Raw genomic sequence first — 20,323 nt, 5'->3', positions numbered from 1 at the left:
CGTAATTGAGAGAATAACAAACAACTCCGAAGATAAAAGCTCACTAGCCCAATTATGCGGGCCAGCTTCCAAGGAGTATTGCATGCAATCTTATTTTGATGAATTAGAACAAGTGCGTTACGAAGGCAGCCAAAGCGCTAATCCATTGGCGTTTCATCACTACAATCCGGATGAAATTATCCTTGGTAAGCGTATGGCCGACCACCTGCGATTCGCGGCCTGTTACTGGCATACCTTCTGCTGGGGCGGAGCCGATATGTTCGGCAGTAATGCCTTTGATCGCCCATGGCAACAACCCGGCGATGCACTCGCGCTGGCAAAACACAAAGCCGATATCGCTTTTGAGTTTTTCCATAAGCTGAATGTGCCTTACTACTGCTTCCATGATGTGGATGTCTCACCTGAAGGCGCATCCTTAAAAGAGTATCTGAGCAATTTTGCCGCCATGACTGATGTATTGGCGGAGAAACAAGCAAGCAGCGGCGTAAAATTATTATGGGGCACTGCTAACTGCTTCACCCATCCACGTTATGGTGCTGGGGCAGCCACGAATCCAGATCCCGAAGTTTTCAGTTGGGCGGCAACCCAAGTCTTCACTGCCATGAATGCAACGCAAAAACTCGGCGGCGAAAACTATGTATTATGGGGTGGCCGTGAAGGTTACGAGTCCCTGTTAAATACCGATTTACGCCAAGAGCGTGAGCAAATTGGCCGCTTTATGCAGATGGTGGTTGAGCATAAGCATAAAATCGGTTTCCAAGGCACGTTGCTGATCGAGCCAAAACCACAGGAACCGACCAAGCACCAATACGATTATGATGTCGCAACGGTTTACGGGTTCCTCAAGCAGTTCGGGCTGGAAAAAGAGATTAAAGTTAACATTGAAGCCAACCATGCCACCTTGGCTGGGCACTCTTTCCATCATGAGATTGCCAGTGCGATTGCATTGGGTATTTTCGGTTCCGTCGATGCTAACCGTGGCGATCCACAATTGGGTTGGGATACCGACCAGTTCCCAAACAGCGTGGAAGAAAATGCGCTAGTGATGTTCGAGATTCTCAAGGCAGGCGGTTTTACTACCGGTGGCTTGAATTTTGATGCCAAAGTGCGCCGCCAGAGTACGGATAAATATGATTTGTTCTACGGTCATATTGGGGCGATGGATACCATGGCATTGGCACTGAAAATTGCCGCCAAAATGATTGAAGATGGCCTATTGGATCAACAAGTTGCCAAACGCTATGCCGGTTGGAGCACTGAGTTAGGTCAACAGATTCTGAAAGGGAAAATGTCGCTAGAAGATCTGGCACGTTATGCTGCTCAACAAAACCTGAATCCTCGTCACCAAAGCGGTCATCAGGAGTTGCTGGAAAATCAGGTTAACCGCTATATCTTCGGCTAATACTCGAACTTCAGTGACCAGCTGATACCCCTTTCGAGCTTGGCGTTGCACTGAGTTAAGGGCAACGCCACGTTCTGGGGTAATGATTTGATGAATCGATAACGGATTTGTTCAGGGCATTTCAGAAGAGGAGATTACATGTATATTGGCATCGATCTGGGCACTTCCGGCGTCAAAGCCATCCTACTGGCCGAAAACGGACAAGTCATTGCTAGCCAAAGTGCGCCATTGTCTGTCTCGCGCCCCCATCCTTTATGGTCTGAACAAAACCCTGCCGATTGGTGGCAGGCAACCGATCAGGCTATGCAATCACTCGCCGCCATACATGATTTACAACAGGTAAAAGCCCTTGGACTGACGGGGCAAATGCATGGTGCGACCTTACTGGACAAGCAGCATCAAGTGCTGCGTCCGGCTATTTTGTGGAATGATGGTCGCAGTTTTGCGCAGTGCCAAGCGTTAGAGGCCGCAGTACCCGCGTCGCGCCAAATTACCGGCAACCTAATGATGCCTGGATTTACTGCACCGAAGCTAAAATGGCTGGCAGAGCATGAACCCGAGGTATTCAACCGCATCGATAAGGTCCTGTTACCCAAAGATTATCTGCGTTTTCTGATCAGTGGCGACTTTGCTAGCGATATGTCGGATGCCGCAGGTACCCTGTGGCTGGATGTGGCTAAGCGTGACTGGAGTGATGACATGCTGGCCGCCTGCGATTTAAGCCGGCAGCACATGCCAATGCTGTTTGAAGGTAGCCAGATTACGGGCCATGTCCGTGCTGAAATTGCGCAGCGTTGGGGCATCAACACCATACCGGTAGTCGCCGGTGGTGGCGATAATGCCGCAGGTGCGATAGGCGTTGGTTTATACCAAACCGGTCAGGCGATGCTGTCATTGGGAACATCTGGCGTCTATTTCGCGGTTAGCGACGGTTTTCTCAGTAATCCTGCTAGCGCCGTTCACAGTTTTTGTCATGCATTGCCGAATACATGGCATTTGATGTCTGTGATGCTCAGTGCAGCCTCCTGTCTGGATTGGGCCTGCCAACTCACGGGCGTCGAGAGTGTGCCCGCCCTCATCAATGAAGTGGAAAATACCCCTCCCGCGACGACCCCAGTCTGGTTCCTGCCCTATCTTTCGGGCGAGCGCACACCACATAACAATCCCAATGCCAAAGGGGCATTCTGGGGCTTTACCCACGAACATGGCCGAGCAGATTTAGCCCGAGCGGTGTTGGAAGGGGTAGGATTTGCTTTGGCCGATGGAATGGATGCCTTGCATGCCAGTGGGTTACAGCCGAAATCGGTCACCTTGATAGGCGGTGGTGCGCGTAGCGCCTATTGGCGGCAGATGCTAGCCGATATCAGTGGTCAGACTCTGGAATATCGCACGGGTGGTGATGTTGGCCCAGCGCTAGGTGCAGCACGGCTGGCACAAATTGCATTGAATCCGCACCAATCTTTAGCGGATTTATTACCCGCACTGCCACTGGAACAGACCCATATTCCGGATACACAGCGGCATCAAGACTACGCTGCTCGTCGGATAATATTTAAAAAGCTCTATCAACAATTGCAGCCATTATGTTTCTAGGCCGATGAACATCACGAGGCACATCAATAACTGAATACTCAAATAACGACAAAGGGCTGTGAGATATCCTCTCTCAGCCCTTGTTTACATCAGTAATAACGAATATCAATAATAGTTAATTTTCACAATGGCCGTTGCATCAAATTGGCCCAATTGCACGGTTTGACCTGCAATTGAATTTAAGCTGGCGGTATACCCTTTTGTCACCTGAGTAACATTGTTTAACTCAGCAAAGTTCGCATACTGATTGTAAACAATTGCCTGATTAGCATCGTTATATATCGTGAGTTTGGTGCCATTTCTCATATCAACCGCATTGTTACCAATTAATGGATTGGTCGTGGTAAATTCAGCTTGAATAGAAAAATTGGATAAACAGCCTTGCTTCACTGCGGTGATGGAAAATGGCTGACTAATATTATTCCCCGTGTTTTGCAGTAACGTCCGATTGAAAACGCCAAAGTTCACAATTTGTGATGCCGGAGAAACCACTAAATCCGCACCACAGGCAATAAAGCGTGCCCCCGTTAATCCCGACAAAGCATAACGTAAATTCTTCGCCCCTGGCCATAGATTCAAACCGCCTGAACCATCAAGCTGGAATACCGTAAAATTATCGGCACCCACATAATAACCACTTGAAGGCGGGTTGCCGGTGACTTTAATGTATAATCGGAAAGTCACCGTCACCGTGACGCTTTGCCCTGTTCTTATTGGGGTTGTATTGGTATTTAAGCGGGCCGAGTTGGTTTCTAAGTCTTGGCCATTATAACTGACACCTAATTGCAAACCCTGTCCTAATGATTGGTGTAGCGGATTAAAGTAAAACCACACCTGATCGGTTACTGACCCTAAGACATTATCGCAATAGGCCGTTACCGTAATATCATTTGATTGCCAAACTTTCGTCCCTGCTGGCACATTCGAAGGGATGGCTAATTGCCCGATAGGGATGGCAGGCTTAATCACCATACCCGTGCCTTGCTCAACGCAATCGAGCGCATATACGGCTTGTGAAAACAGCAGTGCCGCGAATAAAGTCACGAGCAAGCCGCCTAGCTGGCCCATTTTATTTAAAATCGCATGAGTCATTGTTATTCCTTTTCCGGGCCAGAGGCAGGTCGCATCTGTTACTTTTTCTTTTCAGCGGGCTGAATTTGGCAATCGACCGCAGAACAATTAAATGTGCGCATTTTCATGCCACCAAAATCGTCCATATAGCCAATGGTGTAATGGCTACCGCTGTAACCTGGCGTCTTAACCGTCTCGGTGCCAAAAGGCGCAATCATGACACTATCAAAACCCGGGAAATTGCCGCGATTGTCCTGACTTAAATAGCCCAACGTAATGTAATACGGTGTCGGGTTATTGATTTTGAGGCTTTCACCTTGCTTAGTGAGCTGTAATTTTTCCTGCCAGACATTGTTGTAATCCGCTTTGATCGCTGCCGGCCGGTAGAATAATTTCACTCTGCTTTGGATAGCGATTTGCACCACATTAGACATATCACTTTTCGGCGGCACTTCCCGCACATTGAAATAGAATAATGTTTCGCGATCCGTAGGTAATTTACTGACGTCAGCGAGCTTCATAATCCGGACCTGACTTTTTTGCCCGGCATCGATTCGTTGCATTGGCGGCAATGCCGCTAGCGGACTATCCACTTTCTGCCCTGCGCTATCTTCTACCCAAGACTGCGCCAGATATGGGGAAGTGGTACTCTGGTTCACCAAAATAATACTGGCAGATTTGTCAGTATCATTAAAAACAATCCGCGTGCGATCCAGATTTATCGCGGCCTCACTCACTAGGGAGGTCAGCAATAATGTGATCCCGACCAAGGCAGCACTCAGTGGCTGGTTTTTGTGGGTATGGATAGGGCTATTAATATTTTTCATGTTCTATTTCACTCTAATTTTTACGGCTATGCTGTGGTTAAAAATTGTCATAAGTCTTAGTTTTCGGTCAAACGCTGGAAATAATGAGTCAAATTTTAAAATAGTCGCTCACCTTATTGACATGGAAGCAAAATCTTTCCTGAATTCATGTCGCCATTTTTCGGTAATACTATCTTGCACTGCTGCTTGCCCCACTGAACGGTTAAGTTTCCGCCCTCTTCTAACCCAGCTAAATAAGTTAATCCACCGTCACCGACAATACCCACCTCTGCACCATTTTTATCGGCAATAACCGATGCGCCCAAAGGAGGGAAGCTGCCTTCTTTTTGGCGGATAATAGCCATAATTTGTTGGCCTTTTACCGCTCTTATTTCTCGGTAGCCTATCGCTCCTTCGGTCAGCGTTTTTTGAATAACCGTACTGTAAACCTCAATATCTTCCGGCAAACTGTGTACGTCGACTCGAACATCTGACTGCTGGTAGCTTGTAATACCATTCACAACCGCAACACCAAATCGGTTAGTCATTGCAGAATTATTATTCAGAGACACACCTGAAACATCACCGGTATCGATCATTATCCGTGGCTCATTACCTGATTTGTTTTGATGAGCGGCAATACCGTGGGCTGTCGCTGTAATCGAACCATACCAGTTAGTATTCACTGAGTTGTATTCGTTATTTTTATGGCTACCATCAATACCAAACTCACCATAAGGAGAGCGGTGCTGATACCCACCTCGGAAAACACCATTCCCTTGCTGCAATTCTGGACTGGCACCACCGGCACTGACACGCCAAATATTTCGTGGATCTTGGCTGTTGAAATATGAAACGTTCTGCGAGTAACCATTGTTTTTATCGTGCTGCGCGTCATAGCTCACTTGCTGCCCTGTCCCAATAGGCAGACTGAATGAGAAGAAAACCTGATTCTCATTTTCGTATTGGTATTTCACTTTGTTGGCAGAAAGTGTTGCCGAAATTCCTTTAAATTCACCGATATCGAATATTTTGCTCACAGAAACCCCGTAGTTGTTACTGGAAGCATCATTCCAATACGTTTTATGAGTTGCCGAGAGATACATCGTGATATCTGGCCACGCTAAATACTGGTTAGCGGTGACGGTGTATGTCTGCTTATCATTTTGTAGATAATCATTATTATTGAGCTGATCCAAATACTGGTTCATGCTCATGAAGTTCTTTTCCGAGAAACGGTATCCGGCAAACGTAATTTGACTATTGGTCTGATCAAAACGTTTGGAATAGTTAACACGATAACTTTCGCCGCTTTTTTTCGCTTCGTTAGGTAACTGAGCGCGCGAATGCGTCACATCGACAGACAATGCGCCAAATTCATGCAAGTTCTGTCCGACGCCCAACGCAACGGCAGTGTAATCCTGTGATGTCGCTATCAGCCCGCCATACAAGGAAACATCATTAAATGCCCCCCACGACACCTCACCATTGAAAAAGTTAGGGTCACTAACCGAGTTATGACTGCCCTGTGTTGGCCGACCCAAAGCCGTTTTATAGCGGATCGCCCCTTTTCGGGTTAAGAATGGCACTGTCGCAGCGCTGACTTGGAAAGTGGTGACTCGACCATCTTCCTCTTCGACTCGAACATCAATATTGCCCTGTACCGCTTCACTAATATCCTGAATAGCAAACGGACCCGGCGCAACGTTGGTTTGATAAAGCGTACGACCATTCTGGCTCAAAATCACTCTGGCATTGGTCCGCGCAATCCCGATGACCTGAGGTGCATAGCCACGCATTGTCGGTGGCAGCATGCGCTCGTCACTGGAAAGCGATGCGCCGAGAAAACGGAATGAGTCAAAAATACTGGAGCTCAGGTAAGTTTGGCCCCCGACAAATTTAGCCCCTATCGAAGGGATGGCGCGAAAAGCATAAACTTGCGACCAATTAAAGTTGCTATATTGTGAGCCACCATTTTCATTATTAATATATTGGTAGTCCGCACGAATACGCCATGGGCCCATATTGGCCCCCGCCGTTCCGTAGCTACTAAAGTTTGTCGAACTATCACCGTGCTTCGGTGCATAGCGACTCCCAAAAAGGTTGTAATCTAATAGCGCGCCGGTAACACCGTTATCCCATTGTGAAGGTGGCACCCAATTCGGATCACTGTAGGCCAGCCAAGCTTGTGGGATGGAAATAATTAAGTATTGTTTCTCTTTATCGTAGGTTGTGGTTATTTCTTCTTTTTCATCAAGAGCAACACATTGACCGTCGTGCCATAATGTCAGTGACTCACGCACTGCAGGGGATAGACCCAATAGGTCAACTAATTCTGGAGACAAACATACTCTGCTTGATTTACCCTCATCGACAGGTAAATAAGTGATTAATTCACTATCGGGTAATAATCGGCCATTAATAAAAACATCGAGTAAGTAATTCCCTGGTGGAGTGTAATCATTAACTTCAAATCGAGAGAGATCGATATTATCGCGATCTTTTGCATCGATAATATTGGTATTAAATTCTACGGCCTCAGCCCATTGAGGCAAAAACAGACTCATGCCTGCCAATACAAATATTTGCATCATCCGAAAGATCATTTCTTTTCTTTTTGAATTGTATTTCATAAATAAATCAATGTCTTATGGAGAAATAGTTAATAAAGGGGAGTCATCTCCCCTTTGGTTACAACTAGAATAAGCAGCTATCCATGCTGTAGTTTCAGCACAAAAAATAAATATTACTTATAGTTCAATGCGTAAGTTGCTTGGGAAACGATGGTACCTGTTGTCACTGGAGCACCAGTCGCTTCAACACGGGCAGCAAATACGATCTGGTTAGGGCCAGTCACGAGGTTAACATCAGCACCTTTGTCGCCCACTTTCAGCAGTGCGCCGTTAGTGTCAATCAGACGAATACCCGCGCCGCCAGCGCTACCGGTGTTTGCCAGTAATGCAGGAGAAGTGGCATCAGAAACACCGCCGAAAGTAACACTGACTTTTGATTGTGCTGGGTAGGTCACTGAACCCGCTGTTTGTTCAGTCAAATCACAGTCTTGCAGATCGATGCTGTACTGTACGTTTTGAGAATATTTATTCCCTGTTTCCAATACTTTATTCGCCACTTGTCCCATATCTACGTTGATGTCAGTAGAATTTGGTGCGATAGAGCAAGGTGCATCAATTACAGTACCAGTGAAATGGATACGGCCATTACCTTCATCCGCAGCAAATGCCTGAGAAATGAAAGCTGAAGATGCCAACGCAATAACTAATGCACTTTTCTTGAAATTAAACATATTAAAAACCTTTATTTAGACATCACATATGAAGAAATACGTTGATAAATGTCTACCAACGACACGTCGTTATTATTGAAGAAAACAGCCATGAGAATTCTATTAATACAAAGTAACAATGACATGATTGCAAATCATCAAATAATATTAATTATCAATTAGAAAAGCCGGCCAACAATGAAACTTAAGAATTTAAGTGAGACAATTTTCTTAAATATCAATTAATTTGGCTCGGTGAAATGTCAATTAAAAGTGAATGGAATTCGCTTTTGTTATTTTCTTTCACACATTTTCTATGTGAGTGAAATATACGCGATCTTTTTATCTAGTAAAGCAACCCTTTACGACCGAATAGACCGTCCATTTCATTTTAAATGGTGATTTATTCTATAAAATACCTATTGAATTAGGATTTATCTCTGTTTGATTGACATTGGGCAAGGTTATAGTTCAAATAGTTTTATAATTACAGATATTTATATAATCGTAATCAGATCGATAAATCAGAGCAATCTTTCTGGGTGAGGGAATATTCATACATCATAAAATGAGACAAGGCGATTTTATTGTATGAATATTCCTACGCTTGTTATTAAATAGAATATAGTCGGAAATATAAATAAGATCATTATATAAGAAATATAGAATAACAAACGAAAATGGGAAATGAGTCCTTTTATTCCCCTATGATGGCCGGATTTGGCATTCCGTTTGAGTGAGAACCGCTTCATGATGGCTCTATACCCACACGGCGGAGGGCCGAAAATGACCAACAGCGCACTTTTGATAATCGATGTCCAACAATCATTCGAACATAGACCTTTCTGGCAGCAGCAAGATGTGCCCGCATTCTCTACTGCGCTCAATCAGCTCATTAGGGGCTGCAAGCTGCGCGGGGTCGCACTAGTAGATGTGTTTCATGTCGCACCTGAAGGTCCATTCTCACTGGCATCAGGCTATGTTAAGCCGATGGCACTGGTTTCCCATCAGGCTGATATTTCGGTACAAAAACGGGTACATAATGCGCTGACCGATTCAGGGCTGGATGAATGGTTAAAAGAAAGAAATATCGACCATTTGATTATTGCCGGTATGCGTACAGAGCAATGTTGTGAGACCACCGCTCGAGTCGCATCAGACTTGGGTTATCAGGTAACTTTTGTGACCGAGGCCACCCTGACCTTCCCCATGACACAACCCAATGGCGTAGTGTTAAGCAGCTCAGAATTGAAACTGCGGACGGAAACGGTGTTAGTCGATCGGTTTGCTGCCATTCGGACTGTTGCCGAGACACTGGACGCACTGGATTCGCGCCCTGCTGCCGCCACGCCAGCCAAAACCATCAATTGGCAGCCACAACCTTACTTACCTCGGGATATCACGCCTGCTGGCATTAAAATCATTAATCAATGGCAATTAAAACGGTATGTAATTCGCTATTCGCAGGCACAAGGTGCCACACCGGATTACACACCCGCTTATCAGCTTGTTGGGCAATGGTTACCGACTGAGGCCGAAACCGTTAATCGCCCCGGAGTCGGTTTAGTGATTGAACATCAGGGAAAAACACTGAATTACTTGATTGTCGGATGGTGGGATAACGAGAATGAAATGCGGGTGAAAGTTTGGGTGCAAGAGCAGGGAATTTGGCGAGCAGCGCGGGATGAATCATTCTGTGTGTGGGATTTACAGGTAATGGCCTTTGAGCGCGACGCATTTGTTGATACTTTGCTACAGAGTACGCCGGATATTCCGGCCTATATGAACCGCTATTTGACGGTGACTGTGGATTAACCATGCAACGAAATGTCTATTTTCTCTTGCTGCCCGGCGTGCTGTCGCTGGATTTAACTGGCCCTGCTGAAACTTTACGGCTGGCAGGGTCGTTTAATCTTTGCTATATCAGCCCACTACCGGAGGTGATGTCCTCCACTGAAATGCTGTTGGGCCAGTTGCAACCACTACCCGATCACTTACCAGAAGGCAGTTTATTGGTAGTGCCCGGTGTGAGCGATTCTCGCCACTACTTTGCGACAGAAACAGCGGCGATAGCACGCCAGTGGTTGCAACAGCAGAAAACCGCCATTGCGCAGCAAAAAACGATATTGGTCTGTGTGTGTTCTGGGTCATTGCTGGCCGCACAAGCAGGGTTACTGGACGGTTATCAATGCACCACTCACCACCATGTGCTTGAGCGTTTACGCCAGCAGGCACCTGCGGCACAAACCAAAGAAAACCGTATTTTTGTCGAAGATCGCAGCGTGTATACCAGTGCGGGGATCACGGCAGGGATTGATCTCGCGTTGCATCTGATCAGCCGTTATTGCAGCCCGCAAGTCGCACTAGAGGTCGCGCGGGAGATGGTGGTTTATTTTCGCCGTTCTGGTGATGACCCGCAGCTTTCACCTTGGCTGCGTTATCGTAATCATCTCAATCCTGCCGTACACCGCGCGCAAGATGTGATGTCAGCGGAGCCGCAAGCGGAGTGGTCATTACAGCAAGTGGCGCAGAAAGCCCATGTCAGCAGCCGCCATTTAACTCGCTTATTCCGCGAACATGTCGGTATCAGCGTACGTGAGTTCCACGAGCAATTGCGGGTAGCTGTCGCGCAAGTGCGGCTGCAAGAAGGGTTCAATGTCGAAAAAGCCGCACTGGCAGCCGGTTTTTCCTCCGGTCGCCAGCTACGGCGCGCACAACAGCGCGGACAGGCGGGGGATTAGCTGACCAAACGCCGCCGGTCAATGCGCTGCAATCCCATCGACAGTAAGGTGCTCAAGCCCAGTGCCAGCGCGAAGACATAGAAAATATCCAGTATCGGATAGGCGGTGAAGTCGTAATGATGGGTGCGAATAAAATGAATAATCAGCGCGTGAAAACCATAAATCGCCAATGAATGTCCTGCCAGCCAACTTAGCCAGCTAATTTGCTGATTAAGGCAGTTTTTAAACCACACCAATAACGATACCGACGCCACAAAGACGAGCGGGCCGCAGTACATATAGAAAGTATCCGCAAAGCTGCCATTAATCCGCGTCTGCTTTTCCGTTGAGATCGCAATAAATATGACGCTCAGGATAAACAACGCCGCCGCACTCCAACTGATGATGCGCCCCTGTGTTTCCAACATCCCAATCGCCCGCCCTAAAAGGGCGTAGAGCAAGTAATAAAAGGTATCACCGTAGATATAGAGGTTGATCGGCAGAATATGAAAACCGCCTATCGAAAATTTAGTGGTCTGCGGATTGGCAAACACGGCGAGCAGCAAAACGAGTACCGCCAAATAACGGCCAGTGACGGGTTTGACGTTAATCAGCGGTGACACCAGATAAACCACGATGATGGCGTAGAAAAACCACAGGTGATAAAACACCGGTTTTTGCAGTATATTTTTCAGCGATGCCCAGCCGTCGATAGGGGTGAGTGTCGAGATATAGATCAATGCAACCACGCTGTAGAACAGCAGACACAATCCGATACGGGTGAAGTGTTTTTGCTTTGCACTTTTTTCGCCGAAAAACAGGTAGCCCGAGATCATAAAGAACAGCGGCACACAGGCACGGGAGAGGGAGTTTAGCAGATTGGCAGCATCCCAATTAACTTCCCCTACCCGCGCACCACTGGTCACGTAATAGGTCGTGGCATGGATCATCACTACCATAATGCAGGCCACCGCCCGCAGATTATCAATCCAGCCAATCTTATTGGTCATGCATACTCTCGACCGCCTTAAAGTGAGTCTGAAAACAATTACGGCATGAATAATAACGTAAGTTTTGGGATATAGACACAGAGAGGGATTAGATGGCGCACTGGTTCTCAGTTAATGGGCGGATCAGGTTTCGGCAGAAAGAAGAATGAATCGACCTTAACCAAATTCACTGCCAGTTTCTTGATTCCCGATCACCGCCTCCCCCTCTGTCATTTTCTTACATTTCCATCCTGCAAATAACTACACCACACAATATTGAACAGACGAATGTCACATCTCTTCTCGACGAGCAAAAATAACTTGTGATTAACATCACATTTTCAAAACAAACTAACCCACCACAAATGTGATTCAAGTCACTCTTTATTGACTTTCACGCTCAAAAAAACGCCGATGTGACTTTCTTACAGCCCAATAATGTGATCATCGTCAACAAATTGACCCGTATAGAGGGGGTGTGGATGTGATATGCATCACACAAACCCCGTGAGCTACGCGTGAATAAAGGAGCGTGCTAGAGTTTGTTTTGCATACAGCGTGTTTGTATTCGATAGCACCGGCGGGTTTTGCAGAACTGCCTCAACAAAACAATTATATCGCGCTCTTATTGTTAGCGCGTACCAATAGGGGTGTTTTATGTTTTCACCAGACGCAAAGGTCAGAATTCAAAATTTTGGCCGATTCCTCAGTAATATGGTTATGCCCAATATTGGCGCATTTATCGCCTGGGGTATCATCACCGCACTGTTCATTCCTACCGGCTGGCTGCCAAATGAAACGTTAGCCAAACTGGTTGGCCCAATGATCACCTACTTACTCCCTCTGCTGATCGGTTTCACCGGCGGCCGTTTGGTCGGTGGCGATCGTGGTGGTGTCGTAGGTGCTATCACGACCATGGGGGTGATCGTTGGTGCGGACATGCCAATGTTCCTCGGTGCAATGATTGTAGGCCCACTGGGTGGCTGGGCAATCAAGCACTTTGACCGCTGGGTTGATGGTAAAATCAAAAGCGGCTTTGAGATGCTGGTTAACAACTTCTCAGCCGGTATCATCGGTATGCTGTTGGCGATTCTGGCCTTTATGGCGATTGGCCCACTGGTCGAAGTACTGTCTAAAGTACTGGCTGCCGGCGTGCATATCATGGTGCAGAACAACCTGTTGCCATTGGCCTCTATCTTCGTTGAACCTGCAAAAATCCTGTTCCTGAATAACGCGATTAACCACGGTATCTTCTCGCCACTGGGTATCCAGCAAGCGACTGAAACCGGTAAGTCTATCTTCTTCTTGATCGAAGCCAACCCAGGCCCAGGTTTGGGTGTGTTGATGGCGTATATGTTCTTCGGTAGAGGTAACGCGAAGCAGTCTGCTGGCGGCGCGGCTATCATCCACTTCTTCGGTGGTATTCACGAAATCTATTTCCCATACGTGCTGATGAACCCACGCTTATTGCTGGCGGTGATTCTGGGCGGTATGACTGGTGTGTTTACACTGACTCTGCTGAACGGCGGTCTGGTTTCTCCTGCGTCACCAGGTTCTATCTTGGCTGTACTGGCGATGACCCCGAAAGGCGCTTATTTTGCCAACATTGCGGCGGTTGCAGCGGCGTTTGCGGTCTCCTTCGTGGTGTCAGCCATCCTGCTGAAAAGCTCGAAAATCAAAGATGACGAGGAAGACAGTCTGGAAGATGCCACTCGCCGTATGCAAGACATGAAAGCACAGTCTAAAGGCGCACAAGCGGCGAATGCTGCTGCCGCTGCGGGCGATTTAAGCACCGTGCGTAAAATCATCGTCGCCTGTGATGCTGGTATGGGTTCCAGTGCCATGGGTGCCGGTGTGTTGCGCAAAAAAGTGCAAGATGCTGGCCTGAAACATATCTCTGTCACTAACTGTGCAATCAACAATTTGCCAGACGATGTGGACTTGGTTATCACGCACCGTGATTTGACTGAGCGTGCGATGCGTCATGCACCACAAGCGCAGCATATCTCGTTGACTAACTTCCTCGATAGCCAGCTGTATTCCAATCTGACGGCCCGTTTGGTGGAAGCCGGTATTGCGACAGCCACGACACAGAAAGTGATTGAAACGCTGGACGATAGCTTCGAAGCATCAGAGGCTAACCTGTTCCGTTTAAGCGCAGAAAATATCTTCCTCAATCAGCATGCTAGCGCGAAAGAACAAGCGATTCGTTTCGCCGGTGAGCAGTTAGTGAAAGGGGGCTATGTCGAGCCAGAATATGTTGAGGCGATGCTAGAACGTGAAAAACTGACCTCTACCTATTTGGGTGAATCTATCGCTGTGCCTCACGGGACGATTGAAGCCAAAGACCGCGTGTTGAAAACCGGTGTGGTGTTCTGCCAATACCCTGAAGGCGTGCGTTTTGGTGATGACGAAGACGAAGTAGCCCGTTTGGTGATTGGTATCGCGGCTCGCAACAATGAGCACATCCAAGTGATTACCAGCCTGACAAACGCACTCGATGATGAATCAGTGATTGAACGCTTAAGCAAAACCACCAGCGTGCAAGAAGTTTTGGATCTGCTCGGTGGCAAAAAGTCATAACTGAATGGCGTTAAGTACTACCCGACAATGTCGGGTAGTTGCCGTAATCTGAATAGGGCCGTTGGGAGCAAACGGCCCTTTTACAGCAAACAGTTAAAGGTAAATAACTATGAAAGCATTACATTTTGGCGCAGGTAATATTGGCCGAGGCTTTATCGGTAAACTTCTTGCTGATGCCGGTGCGCAATTGACCTTCGCTGATGTTAATCAGCCGCTGCTGGATGAACTGAATAAACGCAAAAGTTATCAGGTCAATGTGGTAGGCGAACAGGCAAGAGTTGAAGAGGTTAACAACGTCAGCGCAGTCAACAGTGGTAGCCCAGAAGTCGTTGCCCTGATAGCAGAAGCAGATATTGTCACTACCGCAGTTGGCCCACAGATTCTCGCCCGCATCGCCGGTACGGTGGCACAGGGTCTCATCACCCGCCATCAACAAGGTAACACCCGCCCACTGAATATTATTGCCTGTGAAAACATGGTGCGTGGCACCAGCCAGTTAAAACAACATGTGTTTGCTGCCTTACCTGAAAGTGAGCAAGCGTGGGTTGAGCAGCATGTCGGCTTCGTCGATTCTGCGGTTGACCGCATTGTGCCGCCGTCAGAAGCGGGCAGCACGGATATTTTGGCCGTTACGGTAGAAACGTTCAGCGAGTGGATTGTCGATGGTACCCAGTTTAAAGGGCAGCCACCAGAAATCGCAGGCATGGAATTAACCGATAATTTGATGGCCTTTGTGGAGCGTAAACTCTTCACCCTAAACACCGGTCATGCCATTACGGCCTATTTGGGCCAGCTTGCCGGTCACCAGACTATTCGCGATGCCATTCTTGACCCAGCAGTGCGCCAGACAGTGAAAGGCGCGATGGAAGAAAGTGGTGCGGTACTGATTAAACGCTATGCCTTTGATCCACAGAAACACGCAGCCTATATCAATAAGATCCTCTCCCGTTTTGAGAACCCGTACCTGCATGACGATGTTGAGCGCGTCGGTCGTCAACCGCTGCGTAAACTGAGTGCCGGTGACCGTTTGATCAAACCGCTGTTGGGGACATTGGAGTATCAATTGCCGCACGATAACTTGGTAACCGGCATCGCCGCAGCCATGAGCTATCGCAGTGAGCAAGATCCACAAGCGCAGGAATTGGTGGAGTTACTGGCAAAATTAGGGCCGAAAGCTGCGTTAGCGCAAATTTCAGGCTTGCCTGCCGATAGCGAGGTTGTCGAACAGGCGGTGAATGTGTATAACGCCATGCAGGATAAGCTGGCGCACTGATTCTCAGTCTTGGCCTGTTGCCTCTAGCAGGCCAATGATGACGCATTTAGCATTCACCAACCACCCCAGTGACAAGCGATGATTGAAAAAACACAGGCATTTGAGAATCGGGTACTTGAACATCTGAACGCCGGAAAGACGGTTCGGAGTTTCTTGATGGCTGCTGTTGAATTATTAGCAGAAGCGCTGAATATTCTCGTGGTGCAGGTGTTTCGCAAAGATGACTATGCGGTGAAATATGCCGTGGAGCCTTTGCTGGTCGGCGATGGGCCGTTGGGCGAGTTATCTGTCCGGTTAAAACTGGTTTATGCCTTGGGTGTGATTACGCGTCACGAATATGAAGATGCTGAGTTATTGATGGCGCTACGTGAAGAACTCAACCATGATGGCACCGAGTATCGCTTTACCGACGACGAAATCCTCGGGCCATTTGGTGAATTACATTGTGTCGCTGAGTTGCCCCCTGTCCCCACTTTCTTGCGCCCTGATGAAGCAGACGCTTCGTTGATTGCCATGCAACGCCAGCGCTATCAGCAAATGGTGCGTTCAACCATGGTGTTGTCGATCACCGAGCTGCTCTCCCGTATCAGCCAGAAACAAGTGTCCAAACTTTCCCCCCTCGGCCATGCCTGAATTAGCGCAACACGCTAAGCCATTCATCCACCAGCAGCCACAATGCAGTGATGGCCATCAATCCACCCATCACGCCATTAAACAACCGTAATTTCCAATTCACCCGTAATGCGTGGCGTAACTGATCGCCCATCACCGCCCAAACGGCCACACAGGGCAGATTCAATAAAGCAAACCCACTGACAATTAACAAGGTGTGGCTGAGTGTCGCCCCGTCCCGAGGAGTGAATAAGATGGCGACATTCATGGCCATCAACCAAGTTTTCGGGTTAATCGCTTGAAATAGCGCCCCTTGAATAAACCCCATCGGCTGCTCGCCATCACGAGTATTGGGGCTACCCGCATGATAAATCTTCCATGAAAGCCACAATAAGTAACCACAGCCCAGCGTCACCAACGGCAAGCGAATCACCCCGACCCAACCGAGGATGAGTGCCAGTAGCGTGGTCATCAATGCGCATTGCAAGGCACAACCAAAGGTAATCCCCAGCATCATCGGAAAGGTACGACGTAAGCCAAAGTTAACGCCTGATGCCGCCAATAGCAGGTTATTCGGGCCTGGGGTGATCGACATGACGGTAACGTAACTGATGAAAGCGCTGTCTAACATAATAAAAATCCTCTTATTTCCTCGTGAATTTGCGTTGTCGATGGGTTCACTTTTCACCCACCTACAATCCCCAATGACGTTGGAAATATTATTTCTGCGGCCAAGAGATTCAGCATAAACATCAATACGTGATGGCGTCAGAAGCAAAAGTTATCTATTGTTATGGGTACAGTTTAATTGCCTCCAAACTGTACCCATTGTTCTTGTGGAGAACTGTCACTATGTCCCTGGTTATGAATGAAATTCGCTACTTACAGGTGGCAGCTACATTGGCGCAAGCCATCGAGAAAGGCAGTTTATTGGCCGGTAGTCGTTTGCCATCAGTACGTAGCTACGCCAAAAACCTGCAAGTGAGCATCAATACGGTGGTGGCTGCCTATCGGACGCTGGAAGACCGCGGCTTGATTGAGGCGCGTCCGCAGTCAGGGTTCTACGTTTGTAGTCCATCAACTGCCGTGGTACCGACCGCCACCGTGGGCAAACCGGTGGATGAAGTGCTGGACTTGATTGATACCGTCTTTGCCGCACAACAAAATACGCGCTTCACCAATATCTCATTGGCTTGCCCTCAGACGGGTGATTTTTATCCGAGTGCCAAATTGGGCCGTATTATGGCCTCGTTGCTGCGTCGTGAGCCGCAGCTCATCAGCCAATACGCCTTGCCGCCTGGTAGCCAACGCCTGCGCCAGCAAATCGCCCGCCGTGCCATGACGCTAGGGATGTTGGCGAATCCGGCGGATATCACCATTACTCATGGCTGCATGGAAGCGTTACAACTGGCATTGCGCGTCACCACTAAACCGGGAGATTGCGTCGGGTTAGAATCGCCAACCTATTTCTATCTGATGCCACTGCTGGCCAGTCTGGGATTGAAAGCGGTCGAGATCCCAACCGATTCGCAGCAGGGTTTATCGCTGGACGTGCTGGAGCTGTTACTTAAGGAGGGGCGGTTAAACGCACTGATCGCCATGCCAACGGTGCAAAATCCAATGGGGTTTACCATGCCATTGGCCGCTAAAAAGCGCCTTGCCCAGTTGATGAACAATCACCAAGTGCCGTTGATTGAAGATGGCTTATATGCCGAGATTCAATTTGGCTCGACCTTATCCCCAGCGGTAAAGGCCTTTGATCGCGATGGCTGGATCTTGTTTTGCTCCAGTTTCACCAAAACATTGGCCCCAGATTTCCGCGTGGGCTGGATAGATGGAGGGCGCTTCACGGAGGATTTGCACAAGTTAAAAGCCGTCTCCTCGATGGCGGAGTCGACATTGTTATCGGAAACGCTAGCGCTGTTCCTTAAATCTGGTGGTTATGACCATCATTTGCGCAGCTTGCGCCGCCGCTATGCGCAACAGGTGCAACAAGCCCAGCAGTTGATCACCCGCCACTTTCCCTATGGCACCAAAGTGACCCAACCGGCTGGCGGATTCGTGTTCTGGGTCGAATTCCCCGACAGCGTGGATACCGTCGCATTGTTCCATCAAATGCTGAAAGAACAGATTTGCCTGACACCAGGGACACTGTATTCGCCCAGTGGCCGATATCGCCACGCGTTTCGTCTCTCCTGCTGCTACCCGTTCAACCAACGCTATACCGAAGCGCTGGCAAGGCTGGGTGCTGTTGCCTGTGACATCAGCGGATTACCGGCGGGGATGCGGTGGCCATCATTAGAAGCCGATACGATGGAAAGGCCAGTATTCTGATATTCCCTTTTGACAGGGTATTGCAGGTGCGTTAGCCGCGTACAGGTACCTGCAATTCCACTTTGTTTGGGTATACACTCTCCATATCGGAGCACAATCAGTGCTATCCTATCGTCAACTTTAGCGAATATCGTGCCCATCAGTGGCATGTACGGGCCAATACCATGAAAGAACATGCAGAAATTAAACGTCTAAGCGATTTGCTGGATGCGATGAACCACAAAGACACTAGCGTTATCCAACAAGGCAATGTGGATTTGATCGCGCAGCACATGAAAGAAAAAGAGAAAATGGCGGCTGAAATTCAGCGCCTGAAAGAAGTACGGGTTAAAAACCTGAGTGCTGAAGCCCAGAAATTGGCAAAACTGCCGTTTAGCCGTGCGATTACCAAGAAAGAGCAGGCAGATATGGGCACGCTGAAGAAAACCGTGCGCGGTATCATCGTGGTTCATCCAATGACCGCATTGGGCCGTGAGATGGGCCTGAAAGAAGTAACCGGCTACGCAAAGAAAGCATTCTGATCACAGCAGTTATTCAATCCGGGGGGGTGGCATAACCGCCACCCGGTTTTGATGAAAATTTTTAATCAAAAAGTTCTGAGTGTGTTCCGGTTCGAACAATCTCTTCTGCTTCCTGCATAGCCACAAGTGTTTGAGAATTTGGCACTTTCAACTCGAATGGAAATGCTTAATCTGTAACGATACGATTCAAAAATAAGTGCACCGCATCAGACACTGAAAGGCCCATTGCACTGAGCGCCGCCGTTGCCTGCTTCTTGACGTCATCATCAATCCGTACATGCAACATTGTGGTATGTGTAGCCATTTTAACCTCCTCAACAATAAGCCCATTCCGTATCTCAATTGAGATACAGTCAAGACTGCTGAGAAAAACGATTATGATTAACCGTTAACAGTGCTTTGATACTTAACTTTTCCCCAGCAAGCGCCGGTTAAAATCTTCAATTTTTCCATCCGCAATTCGCGTCAACATGGTTTTGCTCCAACTGGCCGATAAGCCTGAAACGGCCAGCAAGCGATGATATTGCTCTTCATCAAACGGCATGTGCCAAGCAATCCCAATAGCTTCAGCAACGGAAATATCACTGGTGCGGGCTAACAACTCTAACGGATGGCTTTCGCTCACTTTACCGGGGGAAATCACGCGATACAGCCAGCCACAGTGACCGCTTTGCTGCATCAGAACGGATAACTCTTCAATAGCAAAATGGAAATTGAGTTTGTAGCAAGGTGAACGTGGTTGAGTAACCTGAATAAAGGCCTCGCCCCAGCGGTAGATATCCCCCATATGCACATTCTGTTCGGTCATGCCGAGGGTCGAAATATTTTCACCGTAGGCCGGTGGTGAGAAAAGATCGGCTTGTTCAGGAAACTGCTGCGCCCAGTAAGCATAATGCTCTCGTGGATAGTGGCACAACGCACGATCAGGGCCACCATGAAAACGTTTTTCCGCTTGCTCATCCCCCTCTAATCCCAGTGGAGTGAGCATGATCCCGCCTTGGATTTGGCGTTTGCCAATCGCGCTGGGGGAACTGCCGTGATAAGGCTCAATTTTGCCGATATAAACCTGCGGATACTTCATTTGCTCTCCTTGCCTGCGTTCAGAGGGGAGAGCCAGAATACCTGCCTAATAGTGG

At 48.1% G+C, this 20,323-nt stretch carries 17 protein-coding genes; 9 read left to right on the top strand and 8 right to left on the bottom strand.

Annotated features, from left to right (window positions below):
• Nucleotides 1-82: 82 nt before the first annotated feature.
• Both xylA and xylB read left to right on the top strand, forming a co-directional pair.
• Nucleotides 83-1,402, top strand: a complete 1,320-nt coding sequence (gene xylA / locus DA391_RS00280; RefSeq protein ID WP_050083423.1) for a xylose isomerase — start codon at nt 83-85, stop codon at nt 1,400-1,402.
• Between the two features lie 138 nt (nt 1,403-1,540).
• Nucleotides 1,541-2,995: a xylulokinase gene (xylB, locus tag DA391_RS00275; RefSeq protein WP_050083422.1), complete on the top strand. Its 1,455-nt coding sequence runs from the start codon at nt 1,541-1,543 to the stop codon at nt 2,993-2,995.
• A 105-nt stretch (nt 2,996-3,100) separates the two neighbouring features.
• On the opposite strand, the gene DA391_RS00270 is transcribed toward xylB, so the two are convergent.
• From DA391_RS00270 to DA391_RS00255, 4 genes are all read right to left on the bottom strand, one after another.
• The gene (locus DA391_RS00270) at nt 3,101-4,087 is read right to left on the bottom strand and encodes a fimbrial protein (RefSeq protein ID WP_050083421.1); all 987 of its coding nucleotides are present in this window, start codon (nt 4,085-4,087) and stop codon (nt 3,101-3,103) included.
• A gap of 38 nt (nt 4,088-4,125) precedes the next feature.
• A complete protein-coding gene (locus DA391_RS00265) occupies nt 4,126-4,893 on the bottom strand; it encodes a fimbrial biogenesis chaperone (protein ID WP_050083420.1) in 768 nt (255 codons plus the stop codon).
• Nucleotides 4,894-5,006: 113 nt separating this feature from the next.
• A complete protein-coding gene (locus DA391_RS00260) occupies nt 5,007-7,466 on the bottom strand; it encodes a fimbria/pilus outer membrane usher protein (RefSeq protein WP_240624781.1) in 2,460 nt (819 codons plus the stop codon).
• 152 nt (nt 7,467-7,618) lie between these two features.
• Complete coding sequence (locus DA391_RS00255) at nt 7,619-8,176, bottom strand: fimbrial protein (protein WP_019212704.1); 558 nt, start codon at nt 8,174-8,176, stop codon at nt 7,619-7,621.
• 765 nt (nt 8,177-8,941) lie between these two features.
• Here DA391_RS00255 and DA391_RS00250 point away from each other — a divergent pair.
• Nucleotides 8,942-9,970 (top strand): isochorismatase family protein, encoded by a 1,029-nt coding sequence (locus DA391_RS00250; RefSeq protein WP_050287205.1) that lies wholly within the window; start codon nt 8,942-8,944, stop codon nt 9,968-9,970.
• 2 nt (nt 9,971-9,972) lie between these two features.
• Nucleotides 9,973-10,896 carry a GlxA family transcriptional regulator gene (locus DA391_RS00245; protein ID WP_108087217.1) on the top strand — a complete coding sequence of 308 codons (924 nt, stop codon included), beginning with the start codon at nt 9,973-9,975 and terminating at the stop codon, nt 10,894-10,896.
• On the opposite strand, the gene DA391_RS00240 is transcribed toward DA391_RS00245, so the two are convergent.
• Nucleotides 10,893-11,885 carry an acyltransferase gene (locus tag DA391_RS00240; protein WP_050083416.1) on the bottom strand — a complete coding sequence of 331 codons (993 nt, stop codon included), beginning with the start codon at nt 11,883-11,885 and terminating at the stop codon, nt 10,893-10,895. The genes DA391_RS00245 and DA391_RS00240 overlap by 4 nt on opposite strands.
• 636 nt (nt 11,886-12,521) lie before the next feature.
• Between DA391_RS00240 and DA391_RS00235 the strand changes: the two genes are divergently transcribed.
• The 3 genes from DA391_RS00235 (at nt 12,522) to DA391_RS00225 (ending at nt 16,353) form a co-directional block, all read left to right on the top strand.
• Nucleotides 12,522-14,447, top strand: coding sequence for a PTS mannitol transporter subunit IICBA (locus tag DA391_RS00235; protein ID WP_050083415.1), 1,926 nt, complete (start codon nt 12,522-12,524; stop codon nt 14,445-14,447).
• 109 nt (nt 14,448-14,556) lie between these two features.
• Nucleotides 14,557-15,720: a mannitol-1-phosphate 5-dehydrogenase gene (locus tag DA391_RS00230; RefSeq protein WP_050083414.1), complete on the top strand. Its 1,164-nt coding sequence runs from the start codon at nt 14,557-14,559 to the stop codon at nt 15,718-15,720.
• 78 nt (nt 15,721-15,798) lie between these two features.
• Nucleotides 15,799-16,353, top strand: a complete 555-nt coding sequence (locus DA391_RS00225) for an MltR family transcriptional regulator (RefSeq protein ID WP_019212698.1) — start codon at nt 15,799-15,801, stop codon at nt 16,351-16,353.
• Between the two features lies 1 nt (nt 16,354).
• Here DA391_RS00225 and DA391_RS00220 read toward each other — a convergent pair whose 3' ends face one another.
• Entirely contained in the window at nt 16,355-16,963 is a 609-nt protein-coding gene (locus DA391_RS00220; RefSeq protein ID WP_050083413.1) for a LysE family translocator, read from the bottom strand.
• 221 nt (nt 16,964-17,184) lie between these two features.
• Between DA391_RS00220 and DA391_RS00215 the strand changes: the two genes are divergently transcribed.
• Together DA391_RS00215 and DA391_RS00210 are read left to right on the top strand one after the other, a co-directional pair.
• Nucleotides 17,185-18,666, top strand: a complete 1,482-nt coding sequence (locus DA391_RS00215) for a PLP-dependent aminotransferase family protein (RefSeq protein WP_108087216.1) — start codon at nt 17,185-17,187, stop codon at nt 18,664-18,666.
• Between the two features lie 164 nt (nt 18,667-18,830).
• Entirely contained in the window at nt 18,831-19,187 is a 357-nt protein-coding gene (locus DA391_RS00210; protein WP_050083411.1) for a YibL family ribosome-associated protein, read from the top strand.
• A 166-nt stretch (nt 19,188-19,353) separates the two neighbouring features.
• On the opposite strand, the gene DA391_RS24405 is transcribed toward DA391_RS00210, so the two are convergent.
• Together DA391_RS24405 and yiiM are read right to left on the bottom strand one after the other, a co-directional pair.
• A complete protein-coding gene (locus DA391_RS24405) occupies nt 19,354-19,491 on the bottom strand; it encodes a type II toxin-antitoxin system RelB/DinJ family antitoxin (protein WP_226722889.1) in 138 nt (45 codons plus the stop codon).
• Nucleotides 19,492-19,593: 102 nt separating this feature from the next.
• Nucleotides 19,594-20,268 carry a 6-hydroxyaminopurine reductase gene (gene yiiM, locus DA391_RS00200; protein ID WP_050083410.1) on the bottom strand — a complete coding sequence of 225 codons (675 nt, stop codon included), beginning with the start codon at nt 20,266-20,268 and terminating at the stop codon, nt 19,594-19,596.
• Nucleotides 20,269-20,323 lie beyond the last annotated feature (55 nt).

Origin of the sequence: Yersinia massiliensis, assembly GCF_003048255.1 — a bacterium.
GTDB classification, from domain to species: Bacteria; Pseudomonadota; Gammaproteobacteria; order Enterobacterales; family Enterobacteriaceae; genus Yersinia; species Yersinia massiliensis_A.
The sequence above is the reverse complement of the archived record's forward strand: the minus strand, read 5'-3'. Positions and strand labels throughout refer to the sequence as shown.